The organism is Streptomyces sp. NPDC002076 (assembly GCF_053593835.1).
In genome coordinates this window covers 149,353-166,483 of sequence record NZ_JBSFDI010000012.1, presented here as the reverse complement: position 1 = coordinate 166,483, position 17,131 = coordinate 149,353, and the positions used below count along the sequence as shown (strand labels likewise).

Genomic DNA, 17,131 nt, shown 5'->3' with positions numbered 1-17,131 from the left:
CCTGTCGCCACGGTCACCTTCCGCCCTCATGACCGTCGTGCAGGCCGTCGTGCCGCCCGTCGTGCTGGCGCAGGTAGTCGCTCAGCTCGTCCAGTTCGGCGCGGACCTGCTCGATGTGGGTGGGCGCCGGGCGCTGGGGCGGTGCGGGGACCTGCGGCTGGGGCGCGGGTATGTGGGGCATCGGGGCCGCGACGTACGGGGGTTGCGGCGTGCTCGGCCTGCTCGGCGCGGTCGTCGCGGTGAACGGCGAGGCGGGCTGGGGGTACCCGTACCCCGGCCCCAACGGCACCTGCCCGGCGTGGGCCTGGCGGAGCCGATGGAAGTGGCCTATGTCCGCGTAGAGGTAGTAGGCGACGCAGGCGACGGCGTTCAGCAGCAGCATGCTCATGCCCAGCGAGCCGTTCGCCGAGCTGAAGTCGTCGGTGTGGTCGGTGCTGAAGAGCGCGAAGCAGATGCCGAGGACGGTCACGGAGCCGCCGAAGAACCACCACTCGGCGGGCCTGCGGGTCACGATGGCCGCGCGCAGCGGCGCCACCCACGCCAGGAATCCGATGCTGAGGAGCGCCACCGCCACGAAGATCACGCGCAACACGACCAGCACCCCGGTCGAGGGTGGCTGCGGCGGAGGCGGCGCGTAGCCGTGGCCTTGCATGGCTGCTCCTGGAGGCCTGATGCGTGCGGACGTGTGTGCTGAGTCCGAGCGTATAGGCCGCCAAGGACAGCCGGTCCCGGGTGTACCGAACCGTTGCCGCGCTCCGGGTCCTCAGTCCGGTGCCACCGTCCCGTCCGTCAGCCCGTCGTACATCCCGCGCACGAGTTGTTCCCCGAGCCGGCTCGCGTGGCGCAGCGCCCGCTCGAACTCGTCGAGTGCGCGGAAGCGCGCGCCGTAGCGCCGCTGTTCGTCCAGCGGGAGGCGGGGCAGCTGCAGACGGCGCACGTCCAGGCGGGTCGCGGTGGAGGCGTAGCTGCTGGCCTGCCGGTTGTTCGCGGTGCCGCGCAGGAACCCGGCGAGGAACCACGGGTCGAGCGCCGTGCGATCGGGGCGCAGCAGCACGAGGTTGCGCCCCAGGGCGGCGCCCCCCGTCACGTCGTCGATCACGCGGGCCATCGAGCCGCCGCCCATCACCGGTACGACGACGTCGCCCGGCTCGGTCAGCACCGCCTCCTCCTCGCTCTCCGGAAGCGTCCCGGAGGGCGCCGTGCCGGCGAGCACGTCGTGGTCGGTGAGCACGGGCACGCGCGCGTGGCCGCCGTTTCCGCCGGTGCGCATCATCAGCGCGCCCCCGCGCGCGAGTTCACCGACGGTGGTGAGCGGCCAGCGCCCGCCCGGCGCGGGGGCGGCGGGCGGCGGAGTGAGCTCGGCGGTCAGGCGCAGGGTCTCACCGAGGCGCTCGCGGACCGCCGTGAGCTGCTCCGCGCCGTCGGCCACGGCCGCCGGCGGCAGATGGCGGGCGGGGGCGAGGTCGACGTCGTCGTCGAGGAGTTCGATGACCGGCACGGAACGCGCGAGCCCCGGCCGCTCCGCCAGCCGCCCCCCGAGCTCGAAGGCGCGCCAGGCGTCCAGGACGGTCTCGCGCACCGCGGGCCAGTCCGGGCCGCCGCGTCCCTCCCCGGCGAACCTCCCGGTGTCCACGAGCAGCACCTCGGGCGACGCCGGAGTCCGGTCGGGCCGGCGCAGCACCCACACGTGCAGCGGGATGTTGTACGGCGGTGCCGCCCCGACCGGCAGCGCGACCACGGCCCGAAGCGCGCCCCGGCGCAGCAGGTCGGCGCGGATCCGACGCCCGGAACGACGGGAGGCGGCGGCCGGCGGCATCAGCAGGACCGCCGTACCGCCGTCGGCCAGCCGGGCGAGCGCGTGCTGCACCCAGGCCAGTTCGGACTCGGTGCGGGCCGGGAAGCCGTACTCCCAGCGGGGGTCGTAGGCGAGTTCGTCGTGGCCCCAGTTGCGCTCGTTGAACGGCGGATGGCACAGCACCGCGTCGGCGCGCAACTCGGGGTGGGCGTCGGCGCGCAGGGTGTCACCGGCGGCACCGCGCACGTCGGCCCGGGAGTGCAGCGCGAGCCGCAGCGCGGTGAGCGCGGCCAGGTCGGGTGCGCTGTCCTGGGCGTAGAGCTCCTGGCCGGGGCGGGTGTCGACGGCCCGCAGCAGGGCGCCGGTGCCGCAGGCGGGGTCCAGGACGGTACGGGCGGGGCCGGCGAGGTCGGCCATGAGACCGGCGAGTTCGGCGGGGGTGAGCGTGTACTGGCGGGGGTTGGCGTCCAGGTGCCGGCCGAGCAGGAACTCGAAGGCCTGCCGCGCCCCGATCTCGACGGCCAGTTCGGCCGCGCCGCGCAGGAGCGGGGCGGAGGGCAGGAGTTGGGGGCTGGTGGGGGTGCGGAGGGCGGGGGTGCCTGGGGTGGCGGTGGGGGTGCCCGCGGTGGTTGTGGGGGTGGCGTCAACGGCAGCGGGGTTGTGAACGACTGGTGGGGTGTTCACAGGCCGGCCGGGCGGTGAGGAGTTCACATCGGATGTCGTGAGCGCCGGGTTCACACCGCGCACCGACGGATCCGCGTTCACACCGGCTGCCGTGGAGCCCGCGTTCACACCCAACGCCCCGAGGCCTCCGTTCACATCGCGAGCCGCAAAGCCTTCGTTGACAGCAGCCGCCGTAGCACCCGAGTTCGGATCAGCCGTGGCGGACGAGGTGTTCGCACCCCCCGGCACGCTGCCGAAACGCGCTGTGAGCACCTGCTCCAGCGCGCCCGGCAGCATCGCGGCGAGGCGCGCGTCGGAGCCGGCGCTCGCGTCGAGCCAGACGGTGGGGCGCTCGTGGATCAGCAGCAGGGCACAGCCCGTGTGCACCAGGGCGGTCAGGGGGCCCTCGGGATGTCCGACGAGCTGTTGCCAGACGCGTTCCCGCAGCGGGACCTCGGCGAGTTTGCCCTGCTTGCGCAGCCAGGCCTCGATCTCGGCGAGCGCGAAGGAGGGGCTGGTCTCGGTGCCCCCGACCGGCTTGGGGAAATCGGCGTGCCGGCGGCGCCAGTTGCTGACGGCGGCCCGGCCCACTCCGGCGAGCCGGGCGATTCCGGCCGCGGTCACCTCTGTCGCGTTGTCCTGCACGGCCCCGCTCCCCTCGTCCCGTGTGTGACGCCGAGCATACCGGCGTACACAAGATCTATTCATTCACGGCGTGTACGCATCCAGCCCCGTGAACCGTGTTGACTCGGTTCACAGGCTCTGCTCTTATTGACCCAGCGAACGAGCGGCCACCGGAGGGGGAGGCCGCCGCTTTGGGGAGGGATTCGCCATGGGCATCAAGGCCAAGGTCTCGCTGGGCGCCGTCGTGGGGGTCGTCGTCATCGCTGCCGTGTCGGCGAACGCCGGCAGCAAGGGCAAGGACGGCGGTTCCGGCGGCAGCGACAAGGGCTCGTCCGCCTCCGCCGAGCACACCCCCGGCGGCACGAAGGGCAAGAAGGACTCGGGGGCCGGCCAGGCGGCCGGGAAGAAGAAGGCCGCCATCGCCGGCGACGGCGAGTACCAGGTCGGCTCGGACGTGAAGCCGGGCACCTACCGCACGACCGGCAACTCCGACGACATGTGCTACTGGGAGCGCGCCAAGGACGCCAAGGGTGAAGCGGACTCGCTGCTGGCCAACGACAACGTCACCGGCACGAGTTACGTGACCATCAAGCCCACCGACAAGATCTTCAAGTCCAGCGGCTGCAAGGACTGGGAGGCCGTCGACCCGAGGGCGAAGGGCACGCCCGCCTCCTCGGTGGACGGCGACGGCGGCATGTACAGGGTCGGCACGGACATCGCGCCGGGCACCTACAGGTCGACCGGGAACACCGCCGACGACAACTGCTACTGGGAGCGCACCAAGGACGCCGAGCACGGCCTGAACTCGCTCATCGCCAACGACAACGTGACCGGCACGGCCGTCGTCACCATCAGCCCGGGCGACGCCTACTTCAAGACCACGGGCTGCGGCGACTGGAAGAAGGCGGCCTGAGCCGGCCCTTCCCACCGCCGCTCACCCACACATCGCACACCGCACCTGTCCCACCGGGTCCGGCTGCCCGGGCGCCGCCCCGCGCAGCCGGACCCGGTTCCGGACCCCGTACGGCATGCCGTACACACTTCCCCCGTAACACCACCTGCTGAAGGACTGTCATGCGTCTCTCCCCCCGTGCCGCCACACTGCTCGCCGTCGCGGCGCTCCCGCTGGCCCTCACCGCCTGCTCCGCCGGCTCCTCCTCCAGCACCGGCGGCGCGGGCGCCAAGCCGGCCAAGGCGAAGGACCTGAACGCCGGTCTGCCCACCGGTACGCGGTTGAAGGGGGCGCTGGCGCCCGCGTCGGCCTTCCCCGCCGGGCTCAAGCTGGAGTCCGACGGCTCCGCGGACACCGGCAGCCAGTTCCTCTCGCCGTCCGCCAGGAGCACCGCGAAGCCGGACTGCACCAGGCTGGGGGGCACGTCCTGGATCCAGGTGACCGGCTACAAGGGGGGCGTGTCGTTCGCGCAGAACGACTACGCGAGCCACGACAAGACCCAGGAGGTCGCCCAGGAGATAGACGCGTTCCAGGGCACCACCGCGAGCTCGGTGCTGAAGCAGTTGCAGACCGTCGCCGGCGAGTGCGCCACGTTCACGGACACCGACACGCACGCCACGGTGAAGGTCACGGGGAAGTCCACGGCCGGGCTCGGGGACGATGCCTACACGATGACGCTGACGAGCGGCGCCTGGCAGAACGGCACCACGCTGATCGCGGCCCGCTCCGGCAACTCCGTGGTCACCGTGCTGTCCACGGCGGGCACCGACAACGGCGCCGCGTCAGCGGAGAAGGTGACGACGACGGTCCTCGCGGCGCTGAAGAAGGGGTGAAGCCGGGCGGCCAGGCCTGACCACCGGCTTTCCAGTCCACGACCGTTCCGTCCCTGTGAAGGATGCACATGCGTCCGACGTCCCGCCTCGTCGGCCGGGCGGCCGCCGATGAAGCCGCTGTACGGGGCCGCGGCGTACCCGCGACCTCGCTGCGGGCCGCGCTCGCCCTCGGCCTGCTGATCGGGTTCTATCTGCTGGCCGTGCTCATCCTCGTCGCACTGGCGGTCCTGGACGTCGTCCTGGCCCGGGGCCCGGGCTTCACGGTCATGGCTCTGGAGGGCTATCTGGGCTCACTCGCGATCGCCTGGTGCGTGGTGCGCGTCGTGCTGCTCAGCCGTGACGGCGAGGATCGGCGGGACGGGCCTTCCGGTCTGCCGCTGACGCCGCGGGAGCAGCCGGAGCTGTGGCGGCGCGTGCATGACCTGGCCGAGCGGGTGGGCACTCGGCCGCCCGCGGAGATACGGGTGATCCCGGGGGCCGGTGCCATGGTTCAGGAGGACGCCCGGTGGCTCGGGCTCGTGGCGGGCGAACGCCGGCTCTTCCTGGGCGTGGCGCTGCTGATCGGCCTGCCGGAGGACGAGCTGGACGCCGTACTCGCGCACGAGCTGGGGCACTACGCGCACGACGACACCCGGCTGGGCGGTCTGCTGTGGGCACTGCGCAGCAGGTTGCTGAACACCGTGCGCACGTTGCGGCACCGGGCCGCCCTCGATGAGGCCGGGCAGAAGGCGACGTTCGCGGCACGGGCCGCCCGGCGCCGGGCGGCCGGCGAGCCGCCACCGGTGAAGCGGGACCCCACACGGGGCCCGGACCACTATCTGGCCATCGTCTTCTCCGCGTACGCCAGGCTGTGCCTGCGCCTGACCGAGGCCGTCAGCCGCCGACAGGAGTACGCGGCCGATCTGGTGGCCGCCCGGATCGCCGGACGGGACACCACGGCCGCCGCGCTGCGCCGCATCCCCGTGCTGGAAGCCGCCGACGACCTCTACTTGAACGGTTACGCCCTGCTGGGCTGGGAGGCCGGGCTGCTGCCGCCGGAGGGGCAGTTCTACGGTGGACTCGCCCTCCTCATCGCGGACGGCACACGCCGGGCGGAACTGAGAACGCTGGCCGAGGGGCCGCTCCCGGAGGAGGCGCCCCAGGAGAGGTCTCCCTACGACACCCACCCGCCCACGGCCGACCGCATCGCGGCACTGGAGGCACTCCCCGACGACGGACGCACCCCGGCGTTCGTACGCCGCCCCGCTTCCGCACTGCTCCGGGCGCCCGACAGCCTTCTCGCCGAGCTGGAGCGGGTCGTACTGAGCCCACAGGCGCTGGCCCGGCGGCGGGTGCCCTGGGCCGAACTGCCCTCGCAGACCCGGCGTGCGGGCTGGGCGCGCGGCGCAGAGCCGTTGCTGGGGGCCATGGCCCAGGTGTCCGGTGCGAGGGACGTCGCCCCACCCGGAGTCCCACCCCTCGCACACCTCCTGGCCCTGCTCGACCACGGCCTGCTGTACGACATCGCCGACCGGCTGCCCAAGTCGGAGGAGGCGGGCCGGAGCAGTGGACGTGCGTCGCGCGAGTTCGCCCGGACGGCTTTGCGCTCGGCCCTGCGCCAACTGGCCCTGCTCACCGCGCTGGACGCGGGGCTGTGCCGGTGGGAGCTGTGCTGGGCGGGCCCCCCGGCGCGCCAGGTGGCACCCGATGGGCTCGCTGAGGCACTGGAGGAGGCGCTGGACCACGCGGTCGCCGATCCACCCCGCACAGGGCCGCTGCGCGCTCTGCTGTTCGGCGGCGCGGGTTCCCCGTTCGACGGCATGGCACCCCCGCCCCCCACATCGGCCTGGCCCCCGCCCCACGCCCCGTCCTGACGGCCTTCGCTGCCCTGTTCCGACAGCCTCAACGGTCGCCTCTTCATGCGGCCCCGACCCGAAAAGACCCGGTATGAACATCCTGATCGACATAGCCGGCGCCGGCGCCCTCGTCTACGCGGCCGTCACCATCCCCCGCAATGCCCGCAAGGCGCGCGCCGCTCGGGCCGAGGCGAAGGCCAAGGCGCCGGTCAACATCGATCCCGCCAAGTACGGGCTGGTGCCCGCCGCGCAGCTCGACACCCGTTTCGCGGGTCCCGATCCGGAGGCAGACGCGGTCGCGGCAGCCGCTCTCGCCGGTGACTGGCGGCAGGCCGCCGTGTACCTGGCCGGGGCGGGCCGCGACTGGGACCTGCGGTGGTACCGGCTGGGCATCCTCACGCACGCCGCCGCCGAGGACGACTCCTGGCTCAGGGCGTGGAGAACCGAGTACCCCGGCGATCCGTCCGCCGCGCTCGTGCACGCCGACGCGCTCGTCTCCCTCGCGGGCAAGGTCCGCGGTGCGAAGCAGGCGAAGCACACCACGGCCGAGCAGTTCGAGGGCTTCCACCGGCTGCTGGCCGAGGCGCTGCCCGCCTGCCGGGAGGCCGCCCGGATGGCGCCCGAGGACCCGTGCCCCTGGATCGCCCAGATCACCATCGCCCTGGGGCTCGGCTGGCCGCACGACGACTTCCGTGCGCTGTGGGCGGAGATCACCGCACGCGACCCCCACCACTTCGGCGCGCATGTCAGCGCCTTGCAGTACTGGTGCGCCAAGTGGCGCGGTTCCCACGAGCTGATGTACGCGTTCGCCGAGCAGGCCGCGGCCTCCGCTCCGCGGGGCAGCCTGTTGCCCGTGATCTACCTGTACGCGCTGATGGAGCACGCGTTCCGGGACCCCAAGGCGCCCGTGTACAACCAGCCGTTCGTGCAGCCGGCCGTGGACGCCACCCTGGACGCCGTGGACCGGACGCCGGCCGGGCACCACCGGCTTCCGCTGGTCCGGCACCTGCTGGCGGACACCCTGTTCCAGACGAAGCGGTACGCGGACGCCGTCGAGCAGTTCCGCGCGGTCGGCGGATACGTCGGCAGCGTGCCGTGGACGTACTCCGGCAACCCGGTCAAGGCCTTCGTCTTCGCCCGTACCAACACCTTCGTCTCCTGGGAGAAGGCGGGCCGCCCCGCCCCCGCGCCACGCAGCCGCGTCACCGGGAGCTGACGAACACCGGAGGCGGGGCGCACAGCCGGTTCCGCATCCGCACGTCGGGCTCGACGTAGACGGCGTATCCGCAGCCCGGTCCAGCGGCGCCACTCCTCCAGCGAGCCGCGCACAGTCACTGAGCTGAGGCGTGAGCTGTCAGAGGCCGGGGACCGCCTGACCGGTTCGAAGTGACGAATGGCGGGAACCGGCATCAGGCCCGCTTCTGAGCACTGCGGCATCGGGTCTGCCCGGGTGGTACGTGACGGCCGGGTGCCTGTTCCAGACCGTGTGGAATGTGGTCACCGACAGACCGCCGACCAGCGGCATCAAGGACTATGACCTCTTCTACTTCGACGCCGCCGATCTGTCCTGGGAGGCGGAGGACCTTGCGGTCAAGGCCGGGCGGGAGGTCTTCTCCGGCCTGCCCGCAGAGGTTGAGATCCGGAACGAGGCGCGGGTGCATCTCTGGTACGAGGACAAGTTCGCAGGGGCGTGTCCGCCGTACGAGTCCACCGAGGCGGCGATCGACAGTTTCGCCGCGACGACCTGCTGTCCAGGGGTGCGTACGGAGGCGGACGGCACGTGGCGCGTGTATGCGCCACATGGGCTGTCGGACGTGTTCACGTCGTCCGACCGAACCCGGTGCTCGCGCCGCGGTCGGTCTAGGAGGCCAAGGCGGCACGGTGGCGCGAGCAATGGCCCGAGCTGACCCTCCTGGAGTGGCCCTCCAAGAGCACCGCGGTTCCTCTGCCGACGGCTGAAGCCGACCGCGTCCGTCTCTGTCAGCCGCCGCACTGCCTCAACATCATCCGCTTGTCCGCGACCGTCACCGGAAGGTCGTACTTCAGCGACACCTGGGCGAAGCGCACCACGTAGGAGCAGCGGATCTGCTTGTTCGGGGGCAGCCACGTCGCGGGCCCCGAGTCGCTCTTGGCGCCGTTGGTGGGGCCGTCCACGGGAATCAGGTTGAGCGGATCGTTGGCGATGTCCTCCCGCTTGCCCTTCGTCCAGCGGGACGCGCCCATCTGCCAGTCGTACGACAGCGGCATGACGTGGTCTATCTGCACCGTCGTGGCGTGGGACTTGATCCACTCGATGGTCTTACCGGTGTAGGGATCGTGCAGCGTCATGGAGGTGACGACGCAGTCGGAGCCGGCCCGGAAGCGGACACTCTCGCCATCGCGTTTCAAGAGATCGTTTCGCGAGTCGCAACCGTTGTGAGCGAAGGGGATGCCGCCTGGAGCCGAGTCCATCCAGGCGTAGCCGAACTCGTCCCTCGCGTACCCCGTCTTCGGCCCGCGTCCCTTCGTCGCCACTTTTTCGATCAACGACCGCGCCTTCGCCATGCCCGCGGTAGACGTGATCGCCGCCAGCCCCGGCCTCGTTCCGTCCGGATTGTCCAGCGGGTTCACGGCCCGGCCGTTGCCGGCGGTCGAGACGGCAGAAGCGGAGGGTCCGCTGTCCGCAGGTGGAGCAACGCCCTTGCAGCCGGCGATCAGGATTCCGGTGGCCACCACCGCGGCGGATGCCAGAACAACGCGCCGGCTCCCGGCACTGTGCCTCATGTGCCTCTCAGTACGCATGGCGCACCGCCCCCTGAATGAGCTGCGAAACCCCTGCGCTCACGCTGCACAGCATAGAGTTGATCCGGGTGTCGCAGGACCCTTGACGGTCAGTGAGCCGACGGCGGCCACGGCCGCGGCGATGACCGCCCCCACCCCTCAGACGCGCCATGGTGCGTCTCCCCTCACTCACCCGGGTCCGCCCGTCGGACGGGGCGGAGTCGTTCCGCCCCTTACGGTAACCGGCCTACAGCTCACGGCAGATGGCGGCTGAAGGGACAGTTCCAGGCAATCCGCCGTCGGGTTGGGGCAGAGGGCGCCCGACGGGTGAGTGCGGCGAGCGAGCGCGTGCGCCCGCTCACCTTGTACCTCCGGGGGGCTTGCCTCGCCTCCTCTCCTGGGGGCTTGGCCCCGGTGCGGCCCGTCGCCCCCCTGCACCCCACGAGCCCTACGACCCCTTACGACCCCAGGATCGAGGCCAGGAACTCGCCCACCCAGCCCAGCAGTTCGCGGCCGACCAGCGGCTTGCCGCCGACCTTCGCCGTCTTCGGGCGCGGGACCAGCAGCTGGTGGACGGCCGGCTTGATGACCGTGCCCGGGTAGAGGCGCTTGACCCGCAGTTCCTGCGACTCGCGCAACTCCACCGGCGCGAAGCGGATGTTGGTGCCCTGGAGCACGATCTCGCCGACGCCGCACGCGCGCGCGAGCATCCTGAGGCCGGCCACCAGCAGCAGGTTCTCCACCGGTTCGGGCAGCTTGCCGTAGCGGTCGGTGAGTTCCTCGCGGACGGCCTTGATGTCCTCCTCGCTGTTGGCGGAGGCGATGGCGCGGTAGGCCTGGAGGCGCAGGCGCTCGCCGGGCGCGTAGTCGTGCGGGACGTGCGCGTCGACGGGCAGCTCGATCTTGACCTCGAGCGGCGGCTCCTCCTCGATCTCACCGGTCTCCAGCTGGCGCCGGTAGTCCGCGACCGCCTCGCCGACCATGCGGACGTACAGGTCGAAGCCGACGCCCGCAATATGCCCGGACTGCTCGCCGCCGAGCAGGTTGCCCGCGCCACGGATCTCCAGGTCCTTCATCGCCACGTACATGCCCGCGCCCATCTCCGTGTGCTGAGCGATGGTCGCAAGCCGCTCGTGCGCGGTCTCGGTCAGCGGCTTCTCCGGCGGGTACAGGAAGTACGCGTACCCGCGCTCTCTGCCCCGGCCGACACGGCCGCGCAGCTGGTGCAGCTGGGACAGGCCGAAGGTGTCGCCGCGCTCCACGATGAGCGTGTTGGCGTTGGAGATGTCGATGCCGGACTCGACGATCGTGGTGGAGACGAGGACGTCGAACTTCTTCTCCCAGAAGTCGACGACGACCTGCTCCAGTGCCGACTCCGACATCTGGCCGTGGGCCGTCGCGATGCGTGCCTCGGGGACGATCTCGCGCAGCCTCGCCGCCGCGCGGTCGATGGACTCGACGCGGTTGTGGATGTAGAAGACCTGGCCCTCGCGCAGCAGTTCACGGCGGATGGCGGCGCCGATCTGCCTCTCCTCGTACGGCCCGACGAAGGTGAGCACCGGGTGCCGCTCCTCCGGGGGCGTGGTGATCGTGGACATCTCGCGGATGCCGGTCACGGCCATTTCGAGGGTCCGGGGGATCGGGGTCGCGGACATCGTCAGCACGTCGACATTCGCGCGGAGCTTCTTCAGCTGCTCCTTGTGCTCCACGCCGAAGCGCTGCTCCTCGTCGACGATGACCAGGCCCAGGTCCTTGAACCTGGTCTCGGAGGAGAACAGCCGGTGGGTGCCGATCACGACGTCCACCGCGCCCTCCTGCAGCCCCTCCAGGACGGCCTTGGCCTCGGTGTCGGTCTGGAAGCGGGACAGCGCCTTCACGCTCACCGGGAACTGCGCGTACCGCTCGGAGAACGTCCCGAAGTGCTGTTGCACCAGCAGGGTCGTCGGTACGAGGACGGCGACCTGCTTTCCGTCCTGTACGGCCTTGAAGGCGGCCCGCACCGCGATCTCGGTCTTGCCGTAGCCGACGTCGCCGCAGATCAGGCGGTCCATGGGGACGGACTTCTCCATGTCCTCCTTGACCTCGGCGATGGTGGTGAGCTGGTCCGGGGTCTCGGCGTAGGGGAAGGCGTCCTCCAGCTCGCGCTGCCAGGGCGTGTCGATGCCGAAGGAGTGGCCGGGGGCGGCCATGCGCGCGCTGTAGAGCTTGATCAGGTCGGCGGCGATCTCCTTGACCGCCTTCTTCGCGCGGGCCTTGGTCTTCGTCCAGTCGGCGCCGCCGAGCCGGTGCAGGGTGGGTGCCTCGCCGCCGACGTACTTGGTGATCTGTTCCAGCTGGTCGGTCGGGATGTAGAGACGGTCGCCGGGCTGGCCGCGCTTGGCGGGCGCGTACTCCACGACCAGGTACTCGCGGGTGGCGCCCTGTACCGTGCGCTGCACCATCTCGATGTAGCGGCCGACGCCGTGCTGTTCGTGGACGATGTAGTCGCCCGCCTCCAGGGTGAGCGGGTCGATCGTCTTGCGGCGGCGGGCCGGCATCCGGGCGCCCTCGCGGCCGGTCGCGCGCTGGCCGGACAGGTCGGTCTCGGTGAGCACGGCGAGCTTGAGCGCCGGGTCCACGAAGCCGTACTCGATCGAGCCGCAGGAGACGTGCACGACCGACGGGCTCAGCTCGCCGAGGTCGGCGTCCAGGCGGGCGGCGATGCCCTCGCCGCCGAGCACCTCGGCCGTGCGGGCGGCCGGGCCGTGGCCCTCGGTGACGTACACCGCGCGCCAGCCGGCGGCGAGCCAGCCCTTGGTGTCGGCGAGGGCCCGCGCGGTGTCGCCGCGGTAGGTCTCGGGCGCGTGCATGCCGAGCTTGAGGGTGTCCGCGTCGAGCTCTTCGTCGGCGGCGAAGGGCGACACCGACCACCACATCATGTCCAGCTCGCGCGCGCGGTCGCGGACGTCGGCGATGGACCACAGGGAGGCGGCGCCGACGTCGATCGGGGCCTCGCCGCCGCCGGCGGTGGCCGCCCAGGAGGCCTGCAGGAACTCCTGGGAGGTGGCCACGAGGTCGGCGGCACGCGTGCGTACCCGCTCCGGGTCGCAGACCACGGCCATCGCACCCTTGGGGAGGACGTCGAGGAGCAGTTCCATGTCGTCGACCAGGACGGGGGCCAGGGACTCCATGCCCTCGACCGCGATGCCCTCGGCGATCTTGTTCAGCAGCTCGCCCAGCTCCGGGTGCTCCTCGGCGAGGGCACGCGCGCGTGCGCGGACGTCGTCGGTGAGCAGCAGCTCGCGGCAGGGCGGGGCCCACAGGCCGTGCTCGGCTACTTCGAGGGAGCGCTGGTCGGCGACCTTGAAGTAGCGGATCTCCTCGACGTCGTCGCCCCAGAACTCGACGCGCAGGGGGTGTTCCTCGGTGGGCGGGAAGACGTCCAGGATGCCGCCGCGTACGGCGAACTCGCCGCGCTTCTCGACGAGCTCCACGCGCGCGTAGGCGGCGGCCGCGAGGGCTTCCACCACGTCGTTCAGGTCGGCGGTCCGGCCGGTCCTCAGGGACACCGGCTCCAGGTCGCCGAGGCCCTTGACCTGCGGCTGCAGCACGGAACGCACGGGCGCGACGACGACGGAGACGGGGCCGGTCTCGGGGTCGTCCGGGCTCGGGTGGGCCAGGCGCCGCAGGACGGCGAGACGGCGGCCGACGGTGTCGCTGCGCGGGCTGAGCCGCTCGTGCGGGAGGGTCTCCCAGGAGGGGTACTCCACGACGCCCTCGGCGGGCAGCAGGGAGCGCAGGGCCGCCGCCAGGTCCTCGGCCTCGCGGCCGGTCGCGGTGACCGCGAGCACCGGGCGGCCGGCCTCGCGGGCCAGGGCGGCGACCGTGAAGGGGCGGGCCGCCGGGGGGCCGACGAGGTCGATGTGCATGCGGTTGCCGTCCGCGGCCGCCGTGATCGCTTCCGCGAGGGCGGGGTCCTTGACGACGGCGTCGAGCAGGCCGTGCAGGCTCATGGGGCTTTTTCCGTCCAGGGGTGGGCAACGCAAGTAGCCCGGCGCGGGTGGCAGCCGGGGGTGTCCAGCGTACGACTCCGTCGGGGGTGGCGTCGGAGGCTGTGGACAACTCCGCGTCCTTGTGCCCGGTGCTGCTGCGGGCCATCCAGGGGGCTCCGCTCCCTGGACCCCCGTGGATTCCGGTTCTCTGCCGCAAAAAGAACCCGGTGCCGGAGAGCCCCGAGACTCCCCGGCACCGGGTCTTCCCCCGCAACCCCCGTATGCGGTGGTCGTGGCGTCGGCCCAGCCCGCGCAGCTAGTCCGTCGCGATCGCGTTCAGCACATTCATCCGGCCCGCCCGGAACGCCGGGACCAGCGCGGCGAACAGGCCGACGAAGGCCGAGCCGATGAAGACCGTGATGATCGTCGGCCAGGGGATGTCGAGAACCTTCAGGCCCTGCAGCGCCAGGAGCTTCTGGGCGGTCGCGCCCCAGCCCATGCCCAGGCCGAGGCCGAGCAGGGCGCCGAAGACGGCGATCACCACGGACTCCAGGCGGATCATGCGGCGCAGCTGGCGGCGGGAGAGACCGATGGCCCGCATGAGGCCGATCTCCCGGGTCCGCTCGACCACCGACAGGGCCAGGGTGTTCACGACACCCAGGACGGCGACGATGATCGCGAGCGCGAGCAGGCCGTAGATCATGTTCAGCAGCTGGCCGATCTGGTCCTTCAGCGCCTTCTTGTAGTCGGTCTGGTCGCGCACGGTCAGCTCCGGATACCTGTGCAGCGCGGTCTTCAGCGCCTTGTAGGCGGCGGCCTGCTGTCCGTCCTTGGCGGAGGCGAAGACCAGCTCGTCCAGCGGCATCCTGTCGGCGGGGATGTACTTGGCCATGGTGGCCAGGGAGGTGTACATCGCGCCCTTGTCGATGACGGTGTCGTCGCTGGTGATCGCGCGCACCGTCAGGTGGGCCGTGGAGCCGTCCCGGAAGGCCACGGAGATCTTGGAGCCCAGGTGGATGCCGTGGTCCTCGGCGAACTTCTGGTGCACCGACATCGAGTCGGGCCGGTAGGCGTCCTTGAGGTCACCGGCGACCGTCTTGGTGCGCAGGTCGGTCGCGTAGGTCGGGTCCGCGCCCGTGATGGCGGTGTCCTTGAGGGTCCTGCCGTCCGGGGTGGTGAAGTCGGCCTGGGTCGGCCGGTACTCGGTGACCCGCGCGAGGCCCGGGGCGGACTTGACGGCCTGAACCTCCTGCGGCTTGATCAGCTGCTGGTTGTCGGGCGAGATGATGAAGTCCGTCCCGACGGTCTTGTCGAGCTGGTCGGTGGCCGAGGCCACCATGGAGGAGCCGACCACCGACAGGCAGGCCACCAGGGCCAGGCCGATCATCAGGGCCGCGCCGGTGGCGCCGGTGCGGCGCGGGTTGCGCAGCGCGTTGCGCTCGGCCATGCGGCCCACCGGGCCGAAGATCCGCAGCATGACCGCGCCGAGGACCCGGACCAGCCCGGCGGCGAGCAGCGGGCCGATGACGACGAAGCCAATCAGCGTGGCGACCACGCCCAGGCCCAGCCAGCCCGAGCCGGCCTTGGCCTTGTCGGCGGTCGCGGCGACGTACAGGCTCCAGCCGCCGGCGGCGGTGAGGAGCAGCCCGATCACGGCGCGGACGGCGCCGGCCTTGGCGTCGGCCGGAGCGCCGGCGTCGCGCAGGGCGGCCATCGGGGAGACCTTGCCGGCCCGCCGGGCGGGCAGGTAGGCGGCCAGGACGGTGACCACGACACCGAGGAGCAGGCCCACGGCGGGGGTCGTCCAGGCGACGGTCAGGTCGTCGGTGGACAGATGCATGCCCATCCTGCCCATGAGCTTCATCAGGCCGACCGCGATGCCGACGCCCGCGCCGACGCCGAGCACGGAGCCGATCACGCCGAGCAGCAGCGCCTCGATCAGCACGGACCGGTTGACCTGCTTGCGGGACGAGCCGATGGCGCGCATCAGGCCGATCTCGCGGGTGCGCTGGGCGACCAGCATGGAGAAGGTGTTGATGATCAGGAAGATGCCGACGAGGAAGGCGATCCCGGCGAAGCCGAGCATCGCGTACTTCATGACGTTCAGGAAGCTCTCGACGCTCTTCTGGTTGGCGTCGGCGACCTCCTTGGCGGTCTGCACCTTGTAGCCGTGGCCGAGGGCGGCCGTGACGTTCTTCTTCAGCTGGTCGTTCGTGACGCCCTGGGCGGCGGTGACGTTGACGTTGGTGTAGACGCCGGTCTTACCGATCAGGGTCTGCTGGGCGGTCTTCGTGTCCAGGTAGAAGATCGCGGCGCCGGGGTTGGTGACCTTGAAGGCGGCGATGCCGGACACGCGCGCGTGGTGCGTGCCCACGACCGAGATCATGCCGATGTCGTCACCGAGCTTCAGATGGTGCTTGGCAGCGGTGTCCTCGTCGACCATGACCTGGTCCGGGCCCTTGGGCGCCGTACCGGAGGTGATCTTCATGGTACGGGCGTCGTTGCCGTTCCAGCTGCCGACGATGGTCGGCGCGCCGCTGCTCGGCGAGAGCTTGTCCTTCTTGGCGTCGACGACGGTCACCGAGGTGGAGAACACCGTGCCCTCGGCCTTCCGCACGCCCTGGACGCCGCGGACCGCGCCGACCACGGAGGCCGGCATGACCGGCGGCTTGCCGGTGCGGGAGGTGGTCTCACCGGTGTCGGAGGAGCCCTTCGCGCTGACCGTCACGTCCGAAGCCGTGGCCTGGAACAGCTTGTCGAAGGTGGTGTTCATCGTGTCGGTGAAGACAAGGGTGCCGCTGACGAAGGCCACCGACAGCAGGACCGCGATCGCGGAGAGCGCCATCCGGCCCTTGTGCGCGAAGAAGTTGCGCAGCGAGGTCTTCATGACGGTCATGACGTGCGCCCCCGGGCGTCGAAGTCCTTCATCCGGTCCAGGACCTGATCGGCCGTCGGCTGGTGCATCTCGTCGACGATCCGGCCGTCGGCGAGGTAGAGCACGCGGTCGGCGTAGGAGGCGGCGACGGGGTCGTGCGTGACCATCACGATGGTCTGGCCCAGTTCGTCCACCGAGCGGCGCAGGAAGCCGAGGACCTCGGCGCCGGCGCGCGAGTCGAGGTTTCCGGTCGGCTCGTCCCCGAAGATGATCTCCGGGCGGGCGGCGAGGGCGCGGGCCACGGCGACGCGCTGCTGCTGGCCGCCGGAGAGCTGGGCCGGCCGGTGCTTGAGCCGTCCGGCGAGCCCGACGGTCTCCACGACGCGGTCCAGCCAGGCCTTGTCCGGCTTGCGCCCGGCGATGTCCATGGGCAGCGTGATGTTCTCGATGGCGTTCAGCGTCGGCAGCAGGTTGAACGCCTGGAAGATGAAGCCGATCCGGTCCCGGCGCAGTTGAGTGAGCTTCTTGTCCTTCAGGCCGGTGATCTCGGTCTCGTCCAGGTAGATCTTGCCGCTGCTGACGGTGTCGAGCCCGGCGAGGCAGTGCATGAGCGTGGACTTGCCGGACCCCGAGGGGCCCATGATGGCGGTGAACTGGCCCCGCGCGATGTCCACGTCCACGTGGTCGAGGGCGACGACACGGGTCTCGCCGGACCCGTACGCCTTGACGACCTGCCGCGCCCGCGCGGCAACGGCCGTAGGCCCTCCAGTGCCCCCGTGCCTGGGAATGGTCACAGCCGATGTCACGGTATGTCTCCTATATC

At 71.5% G+C, this 17,131-nt stretch carries 10 protein-coding genes and 1 pseudogene; 5 read left to right on the top strand and 6 right to left on the bottom strand.

What is annotated here, in order from left to right; genetic code table 11:
* Positions 1-13: 13 nt before the first annotated feature.
* Both ACWCQS_RS25460 and ACWCQS_RS25455 read right to left on the bottom strand, forming a co-directional pair.
* The gene (locus tag ACWCQS_RS25460; protein WP_451006590.1) at positions 14-652 is read right to left on the bottom strand and encodes a hypothetical protein; all 639 of its coding nucleotides are present in this window, start codon (positions 650-652) and stop codon (positions 14-16) included.
* A 111-nt stretch (positions 653-763) separates the two neighbouring features.
* Positions 764-3,103 (bottom strand): N-6 DNA methylase, encoded by a 2,340-nt coding sequence (locus ACWCQS_RS25455; RefSeq protein ID WP_451006589.1) that lies wholly within the window; start codon positions 3,101-3,103, stop codon positions 764-766.
* 187 nt (positions 3,104-3,290) lie between these two features.
* On the opposite strand from ACWCQS_RS25455, the gene ACWCQS_RS25450 reads away from it, so the two are divergent.
* The 5 genes and pseudogenes from ACWCQS_RS25450 to ACWCQS_RS25430 form a co-directional block, all read left to right on the top strand.
* Positions 3,291-3,995, top strand: a complete 705-nt coding sequence (locus tag ACWCQS_RS25450; protein WP_451006588.1) for a hypothetical protein — start codon at positions 3,291-3,293, stop codon at positions 3,993-3,995.
* A 161-nt stretch (positions 3,996-4,156) separates the two neighbouring features.
* Complete coding sequence (locus ACWCQS_RS25445; RefSeq protein WP_451006587.1) at positions 4,157-4,867, top strand: hypothetical protein; 711 nt, start codon at positions 4,157-4,159, stop codon at positions 4,865-4,867.
* Positions 4,868-4,935: 68 nt separating this feature from the next.
* On the top strand, positions 4,936-6,720 hold the full coding sequence (locus ACWCQS_RS25440) for a M48 family metalloprotease (RefSeq protein ID WP_451006586.1): 1,785 nt from the start codon (positions 4,936-4,938) through the stop codon (positions 6,718-6,720).
* A 73-nt stretch (positions 6,721-6,793) separates the two neighbouring features.
* The gene (locus ACWCQS_RS25435) at positions 6,794-7,918 is read left to right on the top strand and encodes a hypothetical protein (RefSeq protein WP_451006585.1); all 1,125 of its coding nucleotides are present in this window, start codon (positions 6,794-6,796) and stop codon (positions 7,916-7,918) included.
* 214 nt (positions 7,919-8,132) lie between these two features.
* Positions 8,133-8,629 (top strand): annotated as a pseudogene (locus tag ACWCQS_RS25430) (nucleotidyltransferase family protein); the annotation flags it as partial.
* A 53-nt stretch (positions 8,630-8,682) separates the two neighbouring features.
* Here ACWCQS_RS25430 and ACWCQS_RS25425 read toward each other — a convergent pair.
* The 4 genes from ACWCQS_RS25425 to ACWCQS_RS25410 all read right to left on the bottom strand — a co-directional run bounded on the left by ACWCQS_RS25425 (position 8,683) and on the right by ACWCQS_RS25410 (position 17,114).
* Positions 8,683-9,465: an HNH endonuclease family protein gene (locus ACWCQS_RS25425; protein WP_451006584.1), complete on the bottom strand. Its 783-nt coding sequence runs from the start codon at positions 9,463-9,465 to the stop codon at positions 8,683-8,685.
* 455 nt (positions 9,466-9,920) lie between these two features.
* Positions 9,921-13,454: a transcription-repair coupling factor gene (gene mfd / locus ACWCQS_RS25420; protein WP_451006583.1), complete on the bottom strand. Its 3,534-nt coding sequence runs from the start codon at positions 13,452-13,454 to the stop codon at positions 9,921-9,923.
* 295 nt (positions 13,455-13,749) lie between these two features.
* Positions 13,750-16,329: an ABC transporter permease gene (locus ACWCQS_RS25415; RefSeq protein WP_451006582.1), complete on the bottom strand. Its 2,580-nt coding sequence runs from the start codon at positions 16,327-16,329 to the stop codon at positions 13,750-13,752.
* Positions 16,326-17,114 carry an ABC transporter ATP-binding protein gene (locus ACWCQS_RS25410; RefSeq protein ID WP_451006581.1) on the bottom strand — a complete coding sequence of 263 codons (789 nt, stop codon included), beginning with the start codon at positions 17,112-17,114 and terminating at the stop codon, positions 16,326-16,328. Before ACWCQS_RS25410 ends, ACWCQS_RS25415 begins: the two co-directional genes overlap by 4 nt.
* Between the last annotated feature and the right edge of the window lie 17 nt (positions 17,115-17,131).